Source organism: Halomonas sp. C22 (assembly GCF_007655045.1).
Lineage (GTDB): Bacteria > Pseudomonadota > Gammaproteobacteria > Pseudomonadales > Halomonadaceae > Vreelandella > Vreelandella hamiltonii.
Genome location: NZ_VBVC01000001.1, coordinates 647,572 through 671,423, shown reverse-complemented (window position 1 = coordinate 671,423; position 23,852 = coordinate 647,572). Strand labels below are relative to the sequence as shown.

At 61.2% G+C, this 23,852-nt stretch carries 19 protein-coding genes; 6 read left to right on the top strand and 13 right to left on the bottom strand.

All coding sequences use genetic code 11. From position 1 onward, the window contains the following. Positions 1-4: 4 nt before the first annotated feature. From ribBA to nrdR, 3 genes are all read right to left on the bottom strand, one after another. On the bottom strand, positions 5-1,171 hold the full coding sequence (gene ribBA, locus FEU76_RS03080) for a bifunctional 3,4-dihydroxy-2-butanone-4-phosphate synthase/GTP cyclohydrolase II (protein ID WP_039183682.1): 1,167 nt from the start codon (positions 1,169-1,171) through the stop codon (positions 5-7). Positions 1,172-1,243: 72 nt separating this feature from the next. Beyond that, positions 1,244-2,395 (bottom strand): bifunctional diaminohydroxyphosphoribosylaminopyrimidine deaminase/5-amino-6-(5-phosphoribosylamino)uracil reductase RibD, encoded by a 1,152-nt coding sequence (gene ribD / locus FEU76_RS03075; protein WP_052196504.1) that lies wholly within the window; start codon positions 2,393-2,395, stop codon positions 1,244-1,246. Continuing rightward, positions 2,395-2,892: a transcriptional regulator NrdR gene (gene nrdR, locus FEU76_RS03070; RefSeq protein ID WP_039183681.1), complete on the bottom strand. Its 498-nt coding sequence runs from the start codon at positions 2,890-2,892 to the stop codon at positions 2,395-2,397. The genes ribD and nrdR overlap by 1 nt, the downstream gene beginning before the upstream one ends. 281 nt (positions 2,893-3,173) lie before the next feature. On the opposite strand from nrdR, the gene FEU76_RS03065 reads away from it, so the two are divergent. Beyond that, complete coding sequence (locus tag FEU76_RS03065) at positions 3,174-4,937, top strand: sugar phosphorylase (protein WP_039183679.1); 1,764 nt, start codon at positions 3,174-3,176, stop codon at positions 4,935-4,937. 143 nt (positions 4,938-5,080) lie between these two features. Next, positions 5,081-5,863: a thiol:disulfide interchange protein DsbG gene (gene dsbG, locus FEU76_RS03060; RefSeq protein ID WP_144980197.1), complete on the top strand. Its 783-nt coding sequence runs from the start codon at positions 5,081-5,083 to the stop codon at positions 5,861-5,863. Positions 5,864-7,405: 1,542 nt separating this feature from the next. Here the strand turns inward: dsbG and FEU76_RS03055 are convergent. From FEU76_RS03055 to FEU76_RS03045, 3 genes are read right to left on the bottom strand one after another with little or no spacing between them, the layout of a single operon-like run. Next, on the bottom strand, positions 7,406-7,828 hold the full coding sequence (locus FEU76_RS03055; protein WP_016913283.1) for a DUF6691 family protein: 423 nt from the start codon (positions 7,826-7,828) through the stop codon (positions 7,406-7,408). Beyond that, on the bottom strand, positions 7,825-8,286 hold the full coding sequence (locus tag FEU76_RS03050) for a YeeE/YedE family protein (protein ID WP_084123833.1): 462 nt from the start codon (positions 8,284-8,286) through the stop codon (positions 7,825-7,827). The genes FEU76_RS03055 and FEU76_RS03050 overlap by 4 nt, the downstream gene beginning before the upstream one ends. Before the next feature lie 34 nt (positions 8,287-8,320). Further along, a complete protein-coding gene (locus FEU76_RS03045) occupies positions 8,321-9,187 on the bottom strand; it encodes an MBL fold metallo-hydrolase (protein ID WP_144980194.1) in 867 nt (288 codons plus the stop codon). Between the two features lie 195 nt (positions 9,188-9,382). On the opposite strand from FEU76_RS03045, the gene FEU76_RS03040 reads away from it, so the two are divergent. Then, complete coding sequence (locus FEU76_RS03040) at positions 9,383-10,990, top strand: methyl-accepting chemotaxis protein (protein ID WP_144980191.1); 1,608 nt, start codon at positions 9,383-9,385, stop codon at positions 10,988-10,990. Positions 10,991-11,014: 24 nt separating this feature from the next. Here the strand turns inward: FEU76_RS03040 and FEU76_RS03035 are convergent, their stop codons facing one another. The 3 genes from FEU76_RS03035 to FEU76_RS03025 all read right to left on the bottom strand — a co-directional run bounded on the left by FEU76_RS03035 (position 11,015) and on the right by FEU76_RS03025 (position 14,842). Next, complete coding sequence (locus FEU76_RS03035) at positions 11,015-12,235, bottom strand: glycosyl transferase (RefSeq protein WP_039183763.1); 1,221 nt, start codon at positions 12,233-12,235, stop codon at positions 11,015-11,017. An 18-nt stretch (positions 12,236-12,253) separates the two neighbouring features. Continuing rightward, complete coding sequence (locus tag FEU76_RS03030) at positions 12,254-13,159, bottom strand: HAD-IIB family hydrolase (protein WP_144980188.1); 906 nt, start codon at positions 13,157-13,159, stop codon at positions 12,254-12,256. Positions 13,160-13,813: 654 nt separating this feature from the next. Continuing rightward, positions 13,814-14,842, bottom strand: a complete 1,029-nt coding sequence (locus FEU76_RS03025; protein ID WP_039183758.1) for an OmpA family protein — start codon at positions 14,840-14,842, stop codon at positions 13,814-13,816. Between the two features lie 172 nt (positions 14,843-15,014). On the opposite strand from FEU76_RS03025, the gene FEU76_RS03020 reads away from it, so the two are divergent. From FEU76_RS03020 to FEU76_RS03010, 3 genes are all read left to right on the top strand, one after another. Beyond that, entirely contained in the window at positions 15,015-15,683 is a 669-nt protein-coding gene (locus FEU76_RS03020; RefSeq protein ID WP_052196507.1) for a hypothetical protein, read from the top strand. A gap of 5 nt (positions 15,684-15,688) precedes the next feature. Beyond that, positions 15,689-16,273 carry a FlgO family outer membrane protein gene (locus FEU76_RS03015; RefSeq protein WP_260851340.1) on the top strand — a complete coding sequence of 195 codons (585 nt, stop codon included), beginning with the start codon at positions 15,689-15,691 and terminating at the stop codon, positions 16,271-16,273. A 94-nt stretch (positions 16,274-16,367) separates the two neighbouring features. Beyond that, a complete protein-coding gene (locus tag FEU76_RS03010; protein ID WP_144980185.1) occupies positions 16,368-17,198 on the top strand; it encodes a glycosyltransferase family 32 protein in 831 nt (276 codons plus the stop codon). Positions 17,199-17,279: 81 nt separating this feature from the next. On the opposite strand, the gene glyA is transcribed toward FEU76_RS03010, so the two are convergent. The 4 genes from glyA to FEU76_RS02990 form a co-directional block, all read right to left on the bottom strand. Beyond that, a complete protein-coding gene (glyA, locus tag FEU76_RS03005; RefSeq protein ID WP_016913272.1) occupies positions 17,280-18,545 on the bottom strand; it encodes a serine hydroxymethyltransferase in 1,266 nt (421 codons plus the stop codon). A gap of 156 nt (positions 18,546-18,701) precedes the next feature. Beyond that, positions 18,702-20,135: a hypothetical protein gene (locus FEU76_RS03000; protein ID WP_144980183.1), complete on the bottom strand. Its 1,434-nt coding sequence runs from the start codon at positions 20,133-20,135 to the stop codon at positions 18,702-18,704. 330 nt (positions 20,136-20,465) lie between these two features. After that, positions 20,466-23,030: an ABC transporter permease gene (locus tag FEU76_RS02995; RefSeq protein ID WP_144980180.1), complete on the bottom strand. Its 2,565-nt coding sequence runs from the start codon at positions 23,028-23,030 to the stop codon at positions 20,466-20,468. Further along, entirely contained in the window at positions 23,023-23,838 is an 816-nt protein-coding gene (locus FEU76_RS02990) for an ABC transporter ATP-binding protein (protein ID WP_144980177.1), read from the bottom strand. The genes FEU76_RS02995 and FEU76_RS02990 overlap by 8 nt, the downstream gene beginning before the upstream one ends. Positions 23,839-23,852 lie beyond the last annotated feature (14 nt).

Below are 23,852 nucleotides of genomic sequence, written 5' to 3'. Positions count from 1 at the left end.
CGATTTATTCCTGCTGAGTAGTTGGCTCATACGCCGTGTCGTTGGGTCCCAGGCGCTCGACCACTTCAAGATCGAACCCGGAAAGCGCCGAGAATTTCCACGGGGAGCTGAGTAGCCGCATCTTGCCGACGCCCAAATGGCGCAGAATTTGCGAACCCGTACCAATGGTTAAATAGTTGCCGGCTCCGTCCGAGTCATTGGTACGCGGTTGGCGTACCCGATCCAGGAAGATGTCCAGCTGGTCTTTGAGATCCTGATGCGGACGTCCGTCATCGATCAGGACGAACACACCGGCGGGCGCTTCGGCGATTTCACGCAGGGCGCGGTGGGAATCCCAGCGGCACTGTTCGCCTTTCATCAGCCCCAGCACGTCGCGCAGCGTATCGGCCAAGTGTACACGAACCGTGGTGGGCTGCTCGGCGGTGGGCTGGCCTTTCACCAGCGCCAGGTGGTGAGCGCCCTGAATGCGGTCACGGAACACATGCAGCGCCAATTCGCCATGCACCGTGGACACACGGCTGGTCTCGATGGCATCGACGGTCTGTTCGTTGACGATCCGGTAGTGGATCAAATCGGCAATGGTGCCGATCTTGATGCCATGGGCCTTGGCGAAGGCTTCCAGCTCGGGACGACGCGCCATGCTGCCATCGTCGTTCATGATTTCACAGATCACGCCGCTGGGGTCGAGCCCTGCCAGCGCCGCCAGGTCGCAGGCCGCTTCGGTGTGCCCTGCCCGGCGCAGTACGCCACCCGGCTCGGCCATCAGCGGAAAGATATGACCCGGCTGCACGATATCCGTGGGCTTGGCATTGGGTGCGGCAGCGGCCTGCACCGTACGTGCACGGTCCGCGGCAGAGATGCCGGTGGTCACGCCTTCGGTCGCCTCGATGGACAGCGTGAACTTGGTGCCAAAACCGGACCCGTTGTCACGCACCATGAGCGGCAGGTTGAGCTGCTCGCAGCGTTCCCGGGTCATGGGCATGCAGATCAGACCGCAGGCGTAACGCGCCATGAAGTTGATATGCTCTGGCTTGACCAGTTCGGCCGCCATGATGATATCGCCTTCGTTTTCGCGATCCTCATCGTCCATGAGGATCACCATTTTGCCCTGGCGAATGTCTTCTACCAGCTCGGCGATAGGGGACAGGCCCTCAGAAGCGGAGTGCGCCATGGAATCTCCAAAAAAAGTGGTCGCATGGGATGCGATTTCGGGCGTCAGGGTACCTTGCTATGGCCGCTTGCGCTAGTCGATCACGGGGGTCGCGATAATCTGCCAGTCCTGGCCTACCTGGCGGGACTCCTTGATCACCAGGCGCTTTTGATCCGCCATTCGGGTGATCCCCGGCAGCTCGAACAGCGGGCGGGCGTCGCCTCCCAGCAGCGTGGGGGCGACGAACAGCTGCAACTCATCGACTAGCTGCGCATCCAGCAGCGCCCCGGCCAGCGTCGCACCGGTCTCTACCAACAGCTCGTTTACCTGCTCATTATCGGCTAACCAGCGCAGCATGTCAGCAAGCTCGACACGCCCGTCGGCGGCGCTGGGCAGGACCTGGATCTCGGCACCGGCCGCTTCCAGCCGCTGGCGCTTGTCGGGGCTGTGCTGGTCGGTGGTGATGATCAGCGTGCGCCCCGGCTCGCGCAGGCAGGCCGCCGCCAGCGGCAGCCGCAACCGAGAATCCAGAATGACCCGCAGAGGTTGGCGCAGCACGATCTCATCGGCCCGAGGCAGCGCCAGCTGTTCGGCACGCACCGTCAGCCGCGCATCGTCCATGATCATGGACTCCACGCCACTGAGAATCGCGCTGGAGCGTGCTCGCAGGCGCTGCACCTGGGTGCGCGCCTGCGGGCCGGTGATCCACTGCGACTCCCCCGATCCCATGGCCGTTCGACCATCGAGGCTCATCGCCATTTTCAAGCGCACGAACGGTCGCCGTGACTGCATGCGCGACACGAACCCAGGATTGAGCGCCCGAGCATCCTGTTCCAGCAGGCCCACGTGGACTTCGATACCGGCAGCCTTCAAGTGGGCAATCCCCCGCCCACTCACTTGCGGATTGGGGTCTTCCATGGCCACCACCACGCGCCCTACGCCTGCATTGGCCAGCGCCACGGCACAGGGGCCGGTACGCCCGGTATGGGAACAGGGCTCCAGCGTCACATAGGCCGTGGCCCCCCGGGCCTGCTCCCCAGCGGCTGCCAACGCATGCACTTCGGCATGAGGCTCACCGGCGCGCAGATGGTAGCCTTCCCCCACCACCTGGCCCTCGGCCAAACGATCATAGCGAACGATGACGCACCCCACGCGAGGGTTGGGGTCCGTGGTATAGAGGCCCTGGCGAGCCAACTGCAAGGCGCGCGCCATGAACCCGTGGTCGGCAATCGAAAACAGGCTCATCACTTGGCCTCGGAAGAGGCGGCACCGGAGGAAACATCGTCACCCGGCTCTTGAGCCAACCGGTCGATTTCAGCCCGAAACTCTTCCAGATCCTGGAATTTGCGGTACACCGATGCAAAGCGAATGTACGCCACCTGATCCAGGCTACGCAGCGCCTTCATCACCGCCTCGCCCACTTCACGGGCATTCACCTCTCGGTCGCCTCGTGCCCGCAAGGTCTGACGGATACGCTCCACGGCCGCCTCGATGGCTTCGGCACTTACCGGCCGCTTTTCCAGCGCCCGCAACATGCCTGCCCGCAGCTTGGCTTCATTGAAGGTCTCCCGGGAGCCATCCGACTTCACCACCCTGGGCATGATCAGCTCTGCCGTTTCGTACGTCGTGAAGCGCTCGTGGCAGCTTGCACACTGGCGGCGACGACGCACCTGATCACCTTCTGCCACCAGGCGTGAGTCCGTCACTCGTGTATCGTTTGCACCACAAAAAGGACAATGCATGGCAGTCAACCTATTGTCGGTACGCACCTGCAAGTGCGCTCAGCGTGTCAGCCCATGGATACCCGCCAGACCAACGAGCCTCCTGGTATCCACTGTTTTGTAAGCTATTTTAAGATCCATCCAAGGATCGTTGGGTAAACCGTCCCATTACCGCTTGTCATGCCTGCAAAAGCGGCAGACGCATGACTTGTACGTCATTTCGCACACTATTCACCTATATTGTAACGATTTGGCACACAAGCTGCAGCGTTTGTCGAAGGTTGATTGAAAGGGAGGCATCCATGACGGCATTTGAGCTCAGGCTACAGCGTTACTTGACCCACCTGTACGGCGAGCGCGCAGGAGAGGTACAGCGACGCCTCGAACAGCACTTGGCCCACTTCCGGCCGCTACTCCCCTCTGCCCCCTCCACAGGCACGCCCAGCGACGGCGCACCAACATGGAGCGAAAAGGATCAGTGGGTCATTAGCTATGGTGACTCCATCGTGGCAGACGGCACGCCCCCACTGGGCGTACTGAACCACTTTCTGAAGCGCCACCTGGGGGAGACGATCAGCGGGGTGCATGTCCTGCCCTTTTTCCCCTGGAGCAGCGACGACGGTTTTTCGGTCATCCATTACCGGGAGGTCAACCCCGAACTGGGGGACTGGTCGCATATTCGTGACCTGGCCAGCCACTATGACGTGATGGGCGATCTGGTGCTCAACCATGTTTCCCGTGAATCGCTGTGGTTCGTGGATTATCTGACCGGCAGCCTGCCGGGGCGGGATTACTTTATCGAGGTGGACCCAGATACCGATGTTTCCCAGGTCACGCGGCCACGCAGCAGTCCGCTGCTCGTGCCTGTCTCCACCCGCCGGGGCACCCGCCACCTGTGGGCCACGTTTTCGGAAGACCAGATAGACCTGAATTTCGAGAACCCGGATGTCCTGCTGGAATTCGTCGGCATCCTGCTGTTTTACCTGCAGCAGGGAGTGCGAATCATCCGCCTCGATGCCGTGGCATTCCTATGGAAGCGGCTGGGCACGGCCTGTATTCACCTGCCCGAAACCCATACCGTGGTACGCCTGCTACGCGCCATCGTCGATGAGATCGCCCCCGGCACCTTGATCATCACCGAAACCAACGTGCCCCATACCGAAAACATCAGCTATTTCGGCCTCGAACGCCTGGCGGAAGGCCCGCCGGACGAAGCGCACATGGTGTACCAGTTCGCGCTGCCCCCGCTGCTGCTGCACACCCTCACCCGTGGGGAGGCCAGCACACTGCAAGGCTGGCTAGCCAGCCTGCCGGTGCTGCCTGAACACTGTACTTACCTCAACTTTACCGCCAGCCACGATGGCATCGGGGTACGCCCTCTGGAGGGCCTGCTGCCGGACCACGAACGGGACGCCCTGCTGGAGCTGATGCACCGCTTCGGTGGCTTCGTCAGCATGCGCAGCAACCCGGACGGCAGCGACACACCCTACGAAATCAACATTACCTGGTTCGAGGCCATGCGCGGCACCCGGCGCGGCCCCGACCCTTGGCAAATTGCGCGCTTCCTGTGCAGTCAGGCCATCATGCTCAGCCTGCAAGGCATCCCTGCGCTTTACCTGCACACCTTGACCGGCACGCTCAACGATGTCGAAGGTGTCGAGCGCAGCGGTCGGCTGCGCTCCATCAACCGGCGTCGCTGGCCGCTGGACGAACTGGAGCTGCTGCTGGAAAGCCCCTCCACCCCCACCCACGATGTCTTCCATGCCCTGCGTCGGCTGTTGGACCTTCGCCGCCAGGAGCCCTGCTTTCATCCCAACGTTCCCCAGCAGGTCATCAGCACGCCCGCGGAGCTGCTGGCCATCGAGCGCGGTCCGCTGGCCAATGGCCGACGCTTGCTGGCCCTGTTCAACGTCACCGACCGCCGCATAGCCCTCGACCAAGGCGGCGAGGCATTGACTCAGCGACTGCAGCAGCACGCCTGGCAGCCGCTGGACACCTCGTCTTCGCTTCACCCGCCGGCATCCCTGCCTCCCTATGCCGTGCTCTGGCTGGTGGCTAACGCCTGACGCCTTGCGACATAACGTCTCAGGACAGAACAAGATAATCCTTTAATCATTCTGTCCTGCGACACTGTCTACCCAAAAGACATATCACATCGTTATCATCGCCACTTGCTCTGAGCACGGTTTAGTTGAGGATTGAGCTACTTATGCAACGGACGTTTCCCATGCCCGCGAGCCGCTTTGCCCTATTGGCCACACTGAGCACATTCACTCTGGCCAGCCATGCAGATACGTTGCCCGCACCAGTGCAAGCCTTGGCCGACCAGGGCATCAGCATTCACGGGCAATTCGAGGCCCCCGGCGGTATGCGCGGCTACGGCGCCAGCGTGCAAGGCCAGGACATGGCCATCTACCTGACCGCCGACGGCGAACACGCCATTGTCGGCACACTGATGGACAGCGCGGGCAATGACCTGACCGAAGCGCAGCTGGACGAACATGTGCGCGTCCCGCTCGAAGCCGAAACCTGGCAACTGCTGGAAGAGAGTCACTGGATTCAGGACGGCAACCCGGACGCCCCCCGCGTGATTTACACCTTCACCGACGCCAACTGCCCTTACTGCCGCCAGCTATGGCAACAGACGCGCCCTTGGGTGGAAGCTGGCGAAGTTCAGTTGCGCCACATCATGGTAGGCATTCTGGCGCCAAACAGCCCCGCCCTCGCCGCCACCCTCCTCGGTGCCGACGACCCCGCCGAGGCCCTGCACCGCCACAGCAACGGCGAATCCCTGAGCGCCAGTGCGCAACCTCGCGATATCGAAGAACAGGTCTATGCCAATAACCAGCTTTTCGATGAGCTGGGACTGTACGCCACCCCCACCAGCGCCTACCAACGCGAAACCGACACAGGCCTGCTACGCATCGACCGCATCCAGGGCATGCCCAACGACGCCCGCCTTCTGGACATGATGGGTAGCGAAGCACCCTGAGCATGGTGGTCAGACTAGCCGCCACGCCCAACGTGGCTGTGGCTTTTAGAGATATCGTGCTGGGGTAATGTCCATGGCGCCATCAGGGCGGCTGGCGCCGCCTCCGCGGGTGCCTCACTCGCTCGTTGCTCTCGCTCAATCGTTACGCCGCGCTACAGGGGTGCCGCGATTTGACGTATGGGGTGACGTTGGCGACATACCGTAGCGCGGCGTAAGCGGAGCGCACCCGCGAAGCAACGCGGAGAGCGTTGCCGATGAGGGCACCGGGGGTGGCGGTGGCATGTTGTCATTCGAGGATGCTGTGGGTGCTGTGGCGCCATCGGGGCGGCTGGCGCCGCCTCCGCGGGTGCCTCACTCGCTCGTTGCTCTCGCTCAATCGTTACGCCGCGCTACGGGGATATCCGTGCCCGTGCCCCCATACCCAATGTTGGCGATATACCCGTAGCGCGGCGTAAGCGGAGCGCACCCGCGAAGCAACGCGAGAGCGTTGCCGATGGGGGCGCCGGGGGTGGCTGATGGCGCTTTGTCATTCGAGGATGCTGTGGGTGCTGTGGCGCCATCAGGGCGGCTGGCGCCGCCTTCGCGGGTGCCTCTTTCGCTCGTTGCTCTCGCTCAATCGTTACGCCGCGCTACAGGGGTGCCGCGATTTGACGTGGTGACGTATTGGGAGTTATGTTGGCGACATACCGTAGCGCGGCGTAAGCGGAGCGCACCCGCGAAGCAACGCGAGAGCGTTGCCGATGAGGGCGCCGGGGGTGGCGATGGCATGTTGTCATTCGAGGATACTGTGGGTGCTGTGGCACCATCAGGGCGGCTGGCGCCGCCTCCGCGGGTGCCTCACTCGCTCGTTGCTCTCGCTCAGTCGTTACGCCGCGCTACGGGGGTATCCGTGCCCGTGCCCCCATACCCAATGTTGGCGATGTACCCGTAGCGCGGCGTAAGCGGAGCGCACCCGCGAAGCAACGCGAGAGCGTTGCTGATGGGGGCGCCGGGGGTGGCGGTGGCGTTTTGTGATTCGAGAGCGCGTTTGGTTCGGTGACGCCATCAGGGCGGCTGGCGCCGCCTCCGCGGGTGCCTCTTTCGCTCGTTGCTCTCGCTCAATCGTTACGCCGCGCTACAGGGGTGCCGCGATTTGCCGTGGTGACGCCTTGGGGTTGATGTGGGCGCATACCGTAGCGCGGTGTAAGCGGAGCGCGCCCGCGAAGCAACGCGAGAGCGTTGCCGATGATGGCGCCGGGGGTGGCGATGGCATGTTGTCATTCGAGGATGCTGTGGGTGCTGTGGCACCATCGGGGCGGCTGGCGCCGCCTCCGCGGGTGCCTCACTCGCTCGTTGCTCTCGCTCAATCGTTACGCCGCGCTACGGGGATATCCGTGCCCGTGCCCCCATACCCAATGTTGGCGATATACCCGTAGCGCGGCGTAAGCGGAGCGCACCCGCGAAGCAACGCGGAGAGCGTTGCCGATGGGGGCGCCGAATGGTGCTGCGGCACCGCTTTCACCTAGAGCAAGGGCGACAACATGCCACGTTGGTTCAGTGGTGCTAGCGAGACAGGCGTGCAGCCCCCCACCAGCCCAGCACCATGGCCGCCAACATGGCCAGTAACGGCAGCGTGACGCCGCCCAGAGAAGCAATGGCAGGCCCCGGGCAGTAGCCGGAAAGCCCCCAGCCCACACCAAACAACGCCGCACCGCCCAGCAGCTTGCCATCCAGCTCCTGGCGCGTGGGCAGTTGAAAGCCACCGGCCAACAGCGGCTGCCCCCGAGCAAACACCAGCCGGTAACCGACAAACGTGGTGCACACCGCGCCCCCCAGCACGAACATCAGCGTGGGGTCCCAGGCGCCCGCGATATCCAGAAACCCCAGCACCCTCGCTGGGTCGGTCATGCCGGAAATAGCTAGCCCTAACCCAAACAGCAGCCCTGCCACGTAGCCCGCTGCCGTTTTCAACGCAGCCCGGCTCATACGCCACCCCCAATGACATGACGCACCACATACACGGTGGCGATGGCGGTCACCAGAAACATGCCCGTGGCCGCCATGGAACGCGGCGCCAAACGCGCCAAACCACATACGCCGTGGCCGCTGGTGCAGCCGCTGCCCAGCCCGGTGCCCAACCCCACCAGCAGGCCCGCCAACAGCATCAGCGCAACGCCACCGGCAGGCGCACCAATCACCTCACCGGGGCTGCCAGCCACATTGCCCAGGCCTCCGCCCAGCGCCATGACCAGCAGCGGGCCGCTGACCAGGCCCGCCAAAAAAGCCACCCGCCAGGCGCTATCGCCCTTGGGCCGCTGAAGCACCAGCCCTCCGATGATCCCGCTGATGCCAGCAACACGCCCCAGCGCCCCCATCAACCAAACGGCGGAGAGCCCAATCAACACGCCCCCCACCAGCCCTTGCAGGCTTGCCATTACGTCCACCGTCTGCTCCTCGTATTACGTGGGTTGAAAAGATTCAGAAACGATTGATCGGCACCTTGAGATACACCTGACCGTTATCTTCCTCGGGGGGCAGCTCCCCAGCCCGCATGTTGACCTGAACCGATGGGATGATCAGCCGAGGCATGCCCAGGGTGGCATCTCGCTCGGTGCGCATACGCACGAAGGCGTCTTCACTGATGCCCTCGTGCACATGAACGTTGGCCTGGCGCTGCTCGGCAACGCTGGTTTCGTGCTGGTACACGTCACGCCCCGGGGCTTTATAGTCGTGGCACAAAAACAGCCGTGTCGTGTCAGGCAGGGCCAGCACTTTCTGAATCGAACGATAGAGAGTGCGGGCATCGCCACCGGGAAAATCACAGCGGGCGGTGCCGTAGTCGGGCATGAACAGCGTATCGCCGACAAACGCGGCATCCCCCACCACATAGGTCAAACAGGCGGGCGTGTGGCCAGGCGTATGCAGCACGGTGGCTTCCAGGGCGCCAATCATGAAGGTATCGCCCTCTTGGAACAGCGCGTCGAACTGGCTACCGTCCCGGGCAAACTCGGTGCCCGCATTGAAGGCCTTGCCGAAGATCTCCTGTACCTCGACGATGTGCGCACCGATGCCGGTCTTGCCGCCCAACTGGGCGTGCAAGTAGGGGGCCGCCGAAAGGTGGTCGGCATGAACGTGGGTTTCCAGTATCCAGGCCACGTTTAGCCCTTCACGGCGCACAAACGCGATGATCTGCTCCGCTGAACGGGTATCGGTTCGCCCAGCGGCGTAATCAAAATCGAGCACGGAGTCGATGATGGCGCAGGCGGTGCCATCGGGGTCTCTCACCACGTAACTGAACGTGTTGGTTGGCTCATCGAAAAAGGGCGTGACGACGGGGCGTTGCATGATGGACCTCCAGCAATTGACCGTATGCAGTGTGCATTTCATCAAGTGTATCCCACAAAATATTATATGTTTATTACCTTTTAGAATTATCAATTGTAAAATTTAGTTAAAAACACTCCTTTCGACTAAGGTAGGCCGCCTCATGGCCGATAGGAGTGAGGGCTTACTCACTGAACTAATCGATATAAGGACGCCATGAACAACCTGACTACTACACAGAAACTGTGGAGCACGCTGGGCATTATCTGGGTGGCCATGCTGCTCCTGGTAGGCTGGCTGGCCTGGGAAAACCGCCAAACCATCGCCAACGAGCGCAGCGACAGCATTCAGTACATCGTCAATAGCGTCCACGGCCAAATCGCCGATCTGCAAGCACGTGCCGCCAGCGGTGAACTGAGCGTCGATGAAGCGCAGCAGCGGGCCATCGATAACCTTGCCAGCGTTCGCTTTGGTGAAGGCGAATATGTGTTTGCGTTCGACAACCAGTTGGCCATCGTGTCCCACCCCAATCGCCCACGTGGCGAAGACATGACCAACTTCCAGGACGCCAGCGGCATGCGCTTGTACAGCGTACTTCGCGATGTGGCCCAGGCAGGTGGCGGGCACGTGGATTACTACTCGCGGCGCATCTCGGGTGAAGACCAGTCACCCAAGGTAAGCTATGTGGCCCACTTGCCCGAATGGGGTTGGTCCATGGCGGCAGGCGTCTATGTGGACGATATCGATGCAGCCTTTGTAGCTGGACTGGTACGTTCAGCGGTCATTCTGCTGATCATTGGCCTGCCCGTGACGCTGCTGATGGGCTGGGTGATCCGGGACGTGGCGCGTCGGCTGGGCGGTGACCCCCGCTATGCGGCCAGTGTGGTACGTCATATTGCCGATGGCGATCTGACTCAGGCCGCTGCATTGAAAGGAAGTGATCAAAGCAGCCTGCTGTTCGACATCAACCGGATGCGCGAAACCCTGGCGGGCACCATCAGCGACATCCACCATGGCGCCGATCAGGTCAACAATGGGGTAGAACAGATCGTGGGCGTCAATGAAGAGCTCTCGACGCGCACCGAAGAGCAGGCGGCGTCGCTGGCGGAAACCGCCTCCAGCATGGAGCAGTTGACCGCGACAGTGAAGCAGAACGCAGAGCATGCCGACCACGCTCGCAGCCTGGCTTCCCGAACCGCAGAAAGCGCCCAGCGGGGTAGCGACGCCATGTCCTCGGTGATCGATACCATGGCGACCATCAATGAAAGCGCCACTCGCATGAGCAGCATCGTCGAAACGATCAATGCGATTGCCTTCCAGACCAATATCCTGGCGCTGAATGCCTCGGTGGAAGCCGCTCGTGCAGGGGAGCAAGGGCGCGGTTTTGCCGTGGTGGCCAACGAGGTTCGCCAGCTGGCCAGCCGCTCCGCGTCTGCCGCCCAGGAGATCAAGGGGCTGATCGAGAATGCCGATGCTCAGGTGGTCGAAGGCAGCCGCCGAGTGCGCAGTACCGGTGATGTCATCAACGGCGTGGTGGGCGACATCCAGCAGCTCAGCACGCTGGTCCAGGAGATCTCTGCGGCCACCATCGAACAAAGTAGCGGCATCGAGCAGGTCAACCAGGCCGTGACACAGATGGATCAAATGACTCAGCAAAATGCCGGACTGGTGCAGCAGAGCAATCATGCTACCCAGCAATTGGCGCATTTGAGCACCCAGCTGCGTCAGATGGTCAGCAACTTCAAGCTCAACGCGTCACGGCATCAAGCCCAGGCGTTGTCACTGGCGCCTTCCAGCACACAGGCGCACAGCGACGATTTCTAGGCGTCAAACGTAGGCCGTCATGGCCTACACATCCCCCTGGTTATCCAGCGCGACCGCTTCGTGCATCCGGGTCAGCAGGTCAGGTACAGCGGCCTGCACCCGGTTCCAGCTAGGAATGAACGGGCGCTCACGCGGGTTGTCCAGAAACAGGTTGCCAGCTTCCAGCAGGTTGCTGGCAAACAGCTCTACCGCCTGCTCTTCGCAGTGGCGGTCCAGACTCAGTCCATTCATGGTGGCGTCGTGGTCATAGGCCTCGATCAAGTCCAGCGCCAACCGATAGTAGGTGGCTTTCAAGGTACGGAAATCTTCGCTGCTAAAACTGACGCCTTGCGTGGCCAGCTTGCGATAAAGTGCCTTGGCGATATCCAGGCTCATGCGGTTCAAACCACCGCTGGCATCCTCTTCGCTCACTGGCTGGTGCTTGTGGTCGTAGGCATCGGCGATATCTACCTGGCACAGCTGGCGATGCGAGTAGTTGCGCTGTAGCTCCGAGAGCACGCCAATTTCCAGCCCCCAATCGGCAGGAATGCGAATGCCCTCCAGCACGTCGCTGCGCATGGCAAACTCCCCCGACAACGGATAGCGGAAACTGTCCAGGTAATCCAGATACGGCAGCGGGCCGCACACGGTCTTCAATGCCCGTAGCAGCGGCGTCACCATCAAACGAGACACCCGACCATTCAGCTTGCCTTCGGCAATGCGTGGGTAGTACCCCTTGCAGAAGCTGTAGTTGAAGCGCGGATGCGCCACCGGATACATCAAGCGTGCCAGCAAGCTGCGGTCGTAGGTCAGAATATCGCAGTCGTGCAGTCCCACCACCGACGAGCGCCCTGACGCCAGCACATACCCCGCGCAGTACCACACATTGCGCCCTTTGCCAGGCTCAAGCGCCCCTAGCCCGTGATGCTCGAGCTCCGCATCCAGCGCTCGCAGCCGAGGACCATCGTTCCACAGAATGCGGGTATGCTGAGGCAAGCGTGAAAAAAACTCACGAGCATAGAGAAACTGCTCTCGGTCGGCCCGATCCAGGCCAATCACGATCTCGTTGAGATAAGGCACCTTGGCCAATTCATCGACAATGGCCGACAGCGCCGGCCCTTCCAGCTCGGAAAACAGCGACGGTAGAATCAACCCCATTGGGCGGCGCTTGGCAAATTGGCACAGCTCCCGCTCGAGATCTTCCACGGGACGACGGGTCAGATTATGAAAATCGGTAATGACGCCATTCTGATGAAAATCACTCATGCGCGCTTCCTCGTTGAGTTAAGCCGTGGTGGTTTGCAGATGGGGCTCCGCCGCTAGCCGGCGGTCGTCTCGCCCCCACCAGTGAGCCACCCCCTCGGCCCATCCGGCTGGCCCGGTTGCCTGGGTGCGATACAGCGCCCGGTTGTGTGGCGCCACCCTCAAGTCATGGCACCCTTTGATCACCACGGCCTGATCGACGGCTTCCAGCATGGAAACGTCGTTGGGACCATCGCCTAGCCCCAGCGCAAGCGGCTGCCGACCGCGTAGCGACGCAAAGCGCTGGATCAACCAGTTCACCGCACTTCCCTTGCCCGATGCCTGCGCCATGACGTGCCAGAAACGACCGCCCTGGGTCATGGTCAACCCATCGCCCTCCAGCGCAGCACGCAATTTTTCCAAGGCATTTTCATCGTCTTCCCAGATCAGCGGCTCGCTGCCCTCGCGCCGCTTGGCTGCTTTGGCACGGGGCTCGTCCAGGCCAGTTCTGGCCATGACCTCTGCCACCTCCATCTCCCCCATGGGCGTAAACTGCAGGTCGAGACGCTGCTTCCAGATGGCCAGGCGTGCACGGATAAAGCGGATATCCACCCCCGTGTGCTTGATGACCACGCCGTCCAGCCCGCTACCCGGCCGGTCAAGGCTGGCATGGCACCAGCCGGGCGGCAGACCAATCACGGCACCGTTTTCAGCAATGAAGGGCGTTGCCGTCAGCCCCAGCGCTTCACGTAGCGGCACCAGTTCGGCCCGCGTTTTGCTGGTGACAGGAATGACCGGCACGCCCAACTGCTTGAGGCGAGCAAGCCAAGGGGCCGCAGGCGAAAAGTCGTAGCTGTGGTGGTCCAGCAAGGAACCGTCGAGATCAGTGACCACCAGACGCGGCTGTAACGCGGGGTCAAGTAGTGCAGGACTAGCGGACTCGGTCATGGCAGCACCTTTTGCAAACTGGAATCAGGTCATTCAAAAGCCGAACGTGATGGCCTTTCGAAAAAAGCACCTAAGGTAGGAAACTACCAAAGCAGAATGCATGCCAGAACGATTTAGTTAATTAAAATCAAATAATTAAAACACGCGAAAGCTCCCAATAAAGACAGCACCAAAATAGGGCAAGCGAAGGCGCACCAAAATAGCGCAAATAAACAGGGGCCAAGAGGCGGGAGTATTGCCAGAAATTGTACAAGAATTATCTGATAGAGCGCCCACAACGACACAACAACAAAAATTTTTACACCAATCCTTGGCAAACATTTAAAAATAGCTATACTCGAATTGTACCCACTGGCGATCTCGTACACCCCCTCACCAGATGTCAGTGGGCTGCAGTGAGCCAAGCCCTTTGATGCCCGCCACCCCCCTGGCGGGCTTTTTTTGTTCAGCAAAAGCAAAGCAGTCCCAAGCCTGCCTGTGGAAGGCCAATTCATTGGCTTATAGCCAGAGCAGCCACCCAGGCTATCCTGTGGAAGGCCAATTTCATTGGGCGACTGCCTGAGTAGCCACCCCAATCAAGCCAAGTGCAGGAATCATCGCGAGCTGAAGCCTCCTCTTACAACAGTGAGCTGCCCCAAGCCAGCGTGTGGGTGCTTACTCTACGTGAATCACTACTTCGACACGTCGATTGCGGGCGCGCCCCTCGGCGCTGCTGTTATCTTCCAGTGGGCGAGTGTCGGCAAAACCGACCGCGCGCAGCCGTTCAGGTTCGACCCCTGCAGCCTCCAGTGCTTCGACGATGGCAATGGCCCGTGCGCTGGAAAGCGCCCAGTTGGACGAAAACTCGGGGGTATTGATCGACTGACTATCCGAGTGCCCTTCGACCCAGACTTCACCGTCGTAGCGCTGAATGGTTTCCAGCAGGCTTCCCACCAGCGATGTACCGCCCTCTGTCAGCCCAGCGGTGGCTGAAGGAAACAGCAGCTGATCCTGCACGCGCAGGCTGATGCCTTCTGCCACTCGGGAGACCTCGACGCCATCCAGGTCAGGCAGGTAAAGGGACGATTCGACCCGCTCAGACAACTGCTCGTCCAGTGCCAACGCACTGCTGATGGCCTCGTCCTCCACCTGCTGGACGTTGACGGGCGGACGGTCGGTCAACAGCACCATGTAATTTGCCAGTGGCTGGCCCGAGCGCTGAGTTTCATGGGTAAGCAGCGGCGTGGGCAGCGCAGGCAGGTAACGCTCCAGCAGCGGCGCTACCGGCGATGCTGGCTCGACAGGTGCCAGCGCCAGCAAAGGCGGCACCTCGGCGGGTTCAGGCATCACCATGACCGGTGCGGGCAGCCCAGCCACCCCCAAGGCCGCGCTGATGGCCATCGGGCTGAGCGTTCCGGGCTCATTCAGATAAGCAATGTTGCGCTTTTGGCGACGTTCATCCAACAGCGCAGGCAGCGGAACTTCCAAGGTAGGCACACTGCTTTCACTGATCTCGGTGTCAGGTGCTTCCGGGTTCCAGTTGGGGCCAGTGACCCCGGCAGCAGCAATGATGATCACGAACAGCGCCACCAGTAGCGTCATGATGTCGATGTAGCTGATCATCCAGCCATTGTTGCTATCGTCTTCCGGGTAAGATGACAGCAACGAATCGTGACGAGGGCCGCTACGATGGTCCTCAAGCATGGGGGTTACTCATTCAAGTTTTAAACCTCGTGGCCGATCTACTATGAGCATGGCAAACTAGTCTATCAAAAAGCCGTTTACTAGCGATAAGGAACTACCGGTGCGCATTCGTCCTCTGCTGTCTCTCACTCGCCGCTGTCTTGCCCCACTTGGGCTAGGCGCGGTTGGCCTGATGCTAAGCGGCTGTTTTTACGCCAACACATCACAAACGCCGATTGCTACCACCTACCCTTACAGTGAACAACAGCGCATGCAGGCTGCCCAGCACTGGGAAGTCCTGGCCCGACATGAAGCGGCAGGTATCCTGGCCAGCGAACGGGTACGGTTCCGCGACCTGCACATTCTCGCCCCCGAACACGCACAGTACGGCAGTTATTACAGTGGCGGAGAGTTCGAACGAGGTTTCAGAACCCTGCTGACCAGCGAGCTGGTGTCACGCGGTGGCAGCGTCACTACCCAGCCCCGTGCCAACGGAGCAACGGTTCAGATCGATGTGGAAGTCGTTCAGCATCGTGACCGTGGCTATACGCGTCCGCCTTTTGGTGCTTACACGGCGCTGGCAACCGGCATTGCCGTCGCCAGCTTTCCCATCCGCCACTGGAGTGAGCCTGGGCTGGCACTGATCCCGGCCGGCATCCTCGCCGACTCTGTCGGGGGTAGTTGGACACCCACCAGCAACGAAGAGATCATCGTCACCACACAGATCGTTGAACAGGATCAAATCCTCTACTCTTCGTCCAATATCTATTACATTAATGCCGGTGATCGGCGCCAGTATGCACCCCATAGAGTGCCTCAGGCTCCCACGACGCCGACTATTTCCATCACCGACACTTGGTAACCTTTATGCTGTTGACGCTTATGACGGTGCTTCCTGTCTCTTACCGCCGCGCCATGAACACTGCTGCGCTGAGCCTTGCGCTATTGATGCTGACGGGCTGCGCATCGCTTGGCAACAGCAGCCAACCTGAAGCGCCCAAACCAGACCTGTCTGAACTTGCACATCAAGCTGCCCAGCAAATGATGGCAAGCAACCCCGATCTTACCCGCTATAGCCCCATGATTGCGGCCACCTTCGTCAGCATCGACAACTTGAGCCAGTCGTCCACTTTTGGACGCATCAGTTCGGAGATCATGGCCTCGGCACTTGCCCAGCAAGGCATGCAGGTGCGGGAGGTCAAGATGCGCGATAGCATGTTCATCGAAGAGAATGTGGGAGAGCTGATTCTCTCCAGGCAAGTACAACGTTTGAGCTCTCAGCACAATGCTCGCTCCATTCTCATGGGAACCTATGCACAAGGTCAGGACTCTCTGTATGTGAGCGCACGGGTGGTGCGTGCTGGGGATGCGTTGGTCTTGGGCAGTGCAGACTTCCGCCTCCCCTTGGACAACAACATCCGCAGTTTGCTGGAAAGCCAAGGCGGTTGGTGATGGCCGGGTAAATGATCCAGCACCATCAGATAGTATCGAAGAGCCTGAGGAGCCTACTCCCCAGGCTTTTCATTGAAATGAGCAAAGAGAGCCAATGCCGTCTCAAACAAAATCTCGCAAGCCGCATATCGTGGCGACCAGCAGAATCATCAAGCTATTGGCCAACATCACCAAGCTGTTGAGCTATGGTTTTCATGCCCTGTTCCCCAAAAAGCGCTTTACGCTCCCGGAACAAGCGGCGCCCTGGCTGAAGCCCAAAGAGCCAACGCCCATTCCCAAGATCATCTGGCAGACCAACTTCACCAACAAGGTCACGCTGCCCGTTTATCTGAATTATCTGTTCAACCGCCTGATGGCACCGCGTTTCGAGTATCGGTTCATGATTACCGAGGCCAGAAAAGCGTTCATTGCCGACCACTACCCCGCAGAGATCAATCAGCAATATGATCGCCTGCAAATCGGTGCTGCCCAAGCCGACTTCTGGCGGCTGCTGGTGCTCTACCAACACGGTGGCGTGTATCTGGACATCGATGCCCATGCGATCTGGCCCTTGGCCAACACGTTAGGCAAGCATGAGGAGCTTTACATCACCACACGCCGTGGTGAGCTCAGCAACTATTTCATTGCCAGCCGCCCCGGCAATCCGAACCTGTTGAGGCTGATCGAGCGAGTCCAGCACAATATCCAGGACAGCTCCCTGACCAACGTCTTCGAGTTGACCGGGCCGGGGGTTTTCATCGCGCTACTCGATCAACAGGCCGTGCCCACTGTCTCCTATCGGCATGCCTGCAATCAGGGCAGCTTCACCAATGAGCATTTTCAGTATATCGACAAAAAAGCGGGAAAATGGACCAAAGAGCAGCGTACCGTCAGCGTTGTGAGACCAGAGCCTGCGCGTGATGCTCAGGACCGTTCTGCCGATTGATACGTGCTTAGGAAACGCGACCTACCATAAAAAAACGCTAGCCCGAGGCTAGCGTTTTTTACTTGCTGAAGGCAGTAGCGCTTACTTGTAAACCGGGAAGCGACCACACACCTCTGCCACTTTATCCAACACCTGGGCTTCGATGCCGCTGGTGTCTTCGCCTTTGGCCAGGACGTCGAGGATATCGCAGATCCAGCCCGCCAGTTGGGTACACTCTTGCTCACCGAAACCACGGGTGGTCACTGCCGGGGTGCCGATACGCAGGCCAGAGGTGACGAACGGGCTTTGCGGGTCGTTGGGCACGGCGTTCTTGTTGACGGTGATGTGGGCACGGCCCAGGGCAGCATCCGCATCTTTGCCGGTCACGCCCTGCTTGATCAGAGAAAGCAGGAACAGGTGGTCTTCGGTACCGCCCGAGACGATGTCGTAGCCACGCTCGATGAACACGGTTGCCATGGCCTGTGCGTTCTTGACGACCTGCTGCTGGTAGGTCTTGAACTCGGGTGCCATGGCTTCCTTGAAGCAGATCGCCTTGGCCGCGATGACGTGCATCAGCGGGCCGCCCTGGCCGCCGGGGAAGACGGCAGACTGGAGCTTTTTCTCGATCTCGGGGTTGTTTTCTGCCGAGAGGATCACGCCGCTACGAGGGCCACGCAGGGTCTTGTGGGTGGTGGAGGTGACCACGTGGGCGTGGGGCAGCGGGCTGGGGTAGACACCGGCCGCCACCAGACCCGAGACGTGGGCCATATCGACCAGCAGGTAAGCCCCTACTTCATCGGCGATTTCGCGGAACTTGGCCCAATCGACAATCTGGGAGTAGGCCGAGAAGCCTGCAATGATCATTTTCGGCTGGTGCTCACGGGCCAGTTGGGCCACTTGAGCGTAATCGATCAGGCCTTGCTCATCGAGACCGTACTGGATGGCGTTGTAGTGCTTGCCAGAGAAGTTGGGCTTGGCACCGTGGGTCAGGTGACCGCCCGCATCCAGGCTCATGCCGAGGATGGTGTCGCCGGGGCTGACCAGCGCCTGGAACACGGCGCTGTTCGCCTGGGAGCCGGAGTGCGGCTGCACGTTGACATAAGTAGCGCCAAACAGCTCTTTGGCGTAATCGATAGCCAGGTTCTCGGCGATATCGACAAACTCGCAGCCGCCGTAGTAGCGCTTGCCGGGGTAGCCTTCGGCGTATTTGTTGGTCAGCTGGCTGCCTTGTGCTTCCAGGACACGCGGGCTGGCGTAGTTTTCGGAAGCAATCAGTTCGATGTGGGCTTCCTGGCGTGCCACTTCCTTCTGCATGGCATCAAACAGCACATCATCGAATCCGGCAATTGTCATATCGCGGCTGAACATCGGCGGGAACCTCGTAACGAAACGGTCATCATGGAGAAGCGAGAGGGCCATGATACCCCAGTCAGACGCGACTTTCATCGCATCCGTATCAGGTGTTGCATGAGCATGTTTCATGTTGGCGGTAGCCTTTACAGGCTGACCAACTGGACAACCGCGCTATTTGAGCTGAAAGGTGAAGCGTAAACGTTGGCTACTGCCCAGCGGGTCCATCATGAATTGTTCGAGGGTAAACGGGTCCGGCAGCGCGATGTGCGTGGTCAAGGATTGGGCGTGGCCGCCCATGATATCGACCAGCGCCACCATCAGTTTGGCGACCTGCGGGCCTGCCACGGCTTCGAGCTGGCGGGCCTGGGCCCAACTGTGTGACACCATTTGCGAGGTACTGATCCCCTCTTGGGCGGCGAGTTCAGAGGCGAGACGCGGCAGCAGGCCGGCATCCTCGTAGGCCAGGGTGATGCTACCGCCATGGAGGGTGGCCGTTTCGAACAGGGTGGGGTCTTGCATGGCCTGCTCGACGGTGACGTGCGCTGGCAGGGTCACGGGAAGCTCCATCTGATAGCGCACGTCACCCGCCTCGCTGAGCTGCAAGAAGCCTTCCGACGTCAGCTGTGGTGGTTGGGTCTCGTCATCCCACTCAGAGACACTGCGACCTGCGGCATACATCTGCCCGCTGCCACCGGTCAATACATTGTTCATTACCTGAAGGTCCTGGCGCTCTTGCGCAGGCGCCAAGCGAATCAGTTGCCCGATATCCAGCGCGGCTCCTTGGAAGCCCACATCGCCGACATAGGTATTGCCACTGGCCCAGGCGCGCTCCAGCAGAACACTCCAGCGGTCTCCGGTCAGGCTGAAGCCATTCAACTCAGCCCGTTCCAACTGCGCTTGCCCTGGGCGGTCGAGCCCTTGCAGCCCACGAACGATCACTTCATCCAGCGCCAGAGACGCGGTAAAGCCAGACGCCAAATCGTTGAACTCGGCGTTTAGCCCGTGTAGCTCAAAACGTCCAAGGGCGGCGTGGCTCATCTCTTCCAGCACCAGGGCTTCCAGGGTGAGGTAGCCCGTCAGCGCCGCGTCGTTGCCCCACTCTGCTGTCCACTGCTTGGCCAAGGTGCCGTCCAGCCACAGCGAAAGCTCCTGCAAACGCAAGCCGTGAAGCGGTGCATCTGGGGTCGTGAAGTTGGCGAAGTCGGGGACGGCCGTTGCTGGTCGATCGAGGGCCAGCTCGGTCAGCGTCAAGACCGGGTCACTGACGTCAGGCTCGATAACGCGAATACCGTGAATCGAGACGCTCTCGGGTTGGTCGTAATCGCCCTGCACGTGGTAGGCCTCGATGGTCACCACATCGCCTTGCGCCTGCCGGATCACGATATGCTCGGCGATCACGCGCTGCTCCTGTTCACGGAGTTCGCCGATTTCAATGAGCTGCTCGCCACGGCCCCACTGGGCCTGCAGGTCAGCCTCCAGACGCGCCACGGATGCATGGGCATCACCAACGCTCAACAGGGTGACGACAAGTCCTGCCAGAATCGGCCTACCCTGTTGAAAACGAGGGAGCACAGGTAAGAAATGAGAGACGTTGAACGACCACATGCCGCGAACTCCAATGAAGAGGCGCGTAGCATACACGAAGCCTGCTTTGTGAAAAGCGAAGAATGCACCGGCTCATGCAGTTGCCCAATAAATTGGCCTCCTTCTGTTCAAGAAGCCTCGCTGTGGCTGAGAGCCTCTTGTGGCTGGAAGCCTATTGTGGGAGGGAGCTTTAGCTCGCGACGATTCAAGCACGGGTGCCTGCCCAAGCAGTCGCCCAATGAAATTGGCCTCCCACAGGATAGTTTGGGTGGCTGCTCTGGCTATAAGCCAATGAATGGGCCTCCCTCAAGTGGGCTTGAGTGGCTGCCGGGGCAACCACTCCTTCATTGCCTACGCTTCTCCCAACAGCCCCAGGCTGGCGGCGGGGGCTTGACGGCGCAGTTGGTAAGAGAGCAGATGACCAATGATGCCGATCAGCAGCGCGCCGCCCAGGGGCAGCACTAGCCATAGGCCCCAATGCAGGCGCGGGGTGAGGTCGAGCCAGTAGAGGTAGAGCGCGGCGGTGACCAGCTCGGCCAGCACGGCGCCCAGCAGCCCGCTGGCAAAGCCCAGCAGGGCGTACTCGGCTCCTTGCACGCGGGAGATCATGCGATTACCCGCCCCGAACACCCGCAGCAGGCCGCTTTCATGGGCGCGTACCGGTCGGCTGGCCGTGAGGGCGGCGTACAACACGCTCACCCCTGCCAACAGCACCAAGGCCAGCACCAGTTCGACAGCCCGCGTTACCTGGGTGAGCACGTCACGTACCTGGCCCAGGATGGCATCGACGTTGAGCAACGAGACGCCAGGGAAGTCGCTGACCAGTTGGCGAACCAGGCTCTGCTCCGCGTCTGGCAAGTGGAAGGCGGTGATGAAGCTATGCCCAAAGGACTCCAGTACGCCCGGCGGAAAGATCACGAAGAAGTTGGGGTTGAAGCTATCCCAGTTCAGGCTGCGCAAACTGTCGATACGGGTGGTGATGGTATCGCCCCCCACGGTGAAAGTCATTTCATCGCCCACGCCTAGCCCCAGGCGGGCTGCCAGCCCCTCTTCCACCGAAATGGGCACGGTGCTGGCCACCGCCGAGGCAGTGGCTTCGACTTCACTCATCCAGCCCTGGGGCTCGCTGGAGGTGCGAAACCATTGCCCGGCCACCACGCGATTGCCTTCCGGCAGCGTGGCTTGCCAGGTGAGGTTCAGCTCGCGGCGCAAGGAGTTGTCGCCCCGGGCATCGGGTGGCACGGCGTCCCGAGGGGCTTGCCCGTTGATGGCACTGATGCGCCCGCGCACCATGGGGTAGAGCGTGCTTTGGGTCTCGACGCGCGGGGCCACGGCCTGCTCGAAGGCCTCGCGTTCGCTGGGCTGGATATTGATGGCAAAGTAGTTGGGTGTGTTGTCCGGCAGCTGGTCTTGCCAGGTGGTCAGCAGATCACCACGTACCAGCACGATCATGGCCATGGCGAAAAACGTCACCGAAAAGGCCAGCAGTTGCCCTAGCCCGGCTTGCTTGCGGCGGGCCAACTGCCGCCCTCCCAAACGCAGGGCCTGGCCCCATTCACTGGCACCGGAGAGGCGCTGCACTGCCTTCAACAAGCCGTTCAGCAGCAAGGCACTGACGCCCCACAACAGTGCCAGCAACAGCGAACCGCCCAGCAGCAGCGCCAGGGCCAGCGAGAAGCTGCCCGAGTAGAGCCACAGCAGACCACCAAACACCAGGCTGGCCACGCCCACCACCAGCCAGGCGGCAGGCGGCAGCGGGTCCAGCTCACGGCGCAGCACTTTCAGCGCGCTCACCTGCTTAATGCGCAGCAAGGTGGGGCCGGCAAAGCCCACCAGCACCGCCAGCGCGGTGAAGATACCCAGCCATAGCGGCATGATGCCTGGGGCAGGCAGCGTCATGGGCAGGAAGCTGCTCAATAACCACAGCAGCAGTGCCTGGCCTAACAGCCCGAGAATGGCCCCCAGCAGCGAGGCTATCAACGCCAGCCCCACCAACTGCAGGCTAAACAGCACGACCAGCTGTTGCTGGCTAGCGCCGAAGCAGCGCAGCAGCGCGGCGGTATCCAGGTGGCGTTCGACATAGCGACGGGTCGACATGGCCACCGCGACCCCGGCCAACAGCACCGCTGCCAGCCCTGCCAGCCCCAGATAACTCTCCGCGCGCTGCAGCGCGTTGCCCAACTGCGGCCGGTCGACGCGGACATCACGCACGTCCACGCCCTCCCGGCGTAATTCCGCCAGCAAGCCTTGCACTTGCTCCAGAGCGGCAGGCGGCCCGGCGGCCAGCAGCTCGAACTCGACCCGGGAGCCAGGCTGCACCAGCCCGGTGGCATCAAGGTCGGCGGTATTGAGCATCAGCCGGGGGTTGAAGTTGCCAAACCCTGCGGACTGGTCGGCTTCACGCTCGATGATGCCAGTGATGGTCAGCTCAGTTTGGCCTACCTGTACCTGATCACCTATCTGGATCTCGATCAGCTCCGCCAGACGCGGGTCGGCCCAAGCCTCACCGACGCCAGGCCCGGAGGCCAGGCGCTCGACTCCGTTGCCCAGATCGACCAGGTTGACGCCATAATGCGGGTAGATATCATCGACGGCCTTGAGGCTGGCCGGTTGAAAGCGCTCACCGCGGCTAATCATCGACACCAGGTCTACCTGGTCGCTCAGGGTAAAGCCCGCCGCTTCGAGTTCGGCACGCAGGCGCTCATCGAAGGGCTCGCGCTGTTCCAGCACCAGGTCGCCGCCCAGTATCTGGCTGGCCTGGCGCTCCAGGCCACGCTCCAGACGGTCCAGGAAGAAGGCGATCATGGTGGATGCCGCCACCGCCAACATCAAGGCCACGAACAGCGCCCGGACATCTGACGCGCGCAAGTCACGTTTTAAACTACGGGCGGCCAGCCGCCAGTTGATGTCACTCATTGCCTTCCTCGCTGGTGGCCGGGGCGGGAACGAAAGGCGTCAATTGGCCATTGGTGAGCCGCAGGCAGCGGTCGCAACGGCGCGCCAATGCGTGGTCGTGAGTCACCAGGATCAGCGTGGTGCCCGCCTGCTGGTTCAGCGTGAACAGCAGGTCGATGATTTGTGCGCCGGTATCCGGGTCGAGGTTGCCGGTGGGTTCGTCGGCGAACACCAGCTCCGGGTCGGTGACGAAGGCACGGGCAATCGCCACGCGCTGCTGCTCGCCCCCTGAGAGCTGTTTGGGCAGATGCGAGGTGCGCTCCCCTAGCCCCACACGCTCCAGCCACTGCTGGGCGGCGGCGGTTTCCCCTGCCCGGGGCGACAACTCCAGCGGCAGCAGCACGTTTTCGAAGGCGCTGAGCGTGGGCAGCAGCTGGAAGTTTTGAAACACGAAACCTACTCGTCCGGCCCTGAGCGCGGCACGCCCATCCTCATCCAGCTGGCTCAGCGGGTGACCAAACAGCGTCAGCTCACCATCACTTGGCGTGTCCAGCCCCGCCAGCAGCCCCAGCAAGGTTGACTTGCCTGCCCCGCTCTTGCCTAGAATGGCAACGCTTTCACCGGCGGCCACGCTGAGGTCGAGGTGGTCCAGTATGGTCAGCGAACGCTCGCCACTGGCCACGCGTTTTGCCAACTGATGGGCATGCAGCACGACGTTGGGCGCAATGACGGGGGGAACCTTACCTGACGTTGGCGTGTCGGTGGTGGGCGCATGCGCATTGGCAGCATCGCTGGGCACTTTGGAAGTAGGGTCAGAGGAGTAGGACATGAAGCGTGGATTCC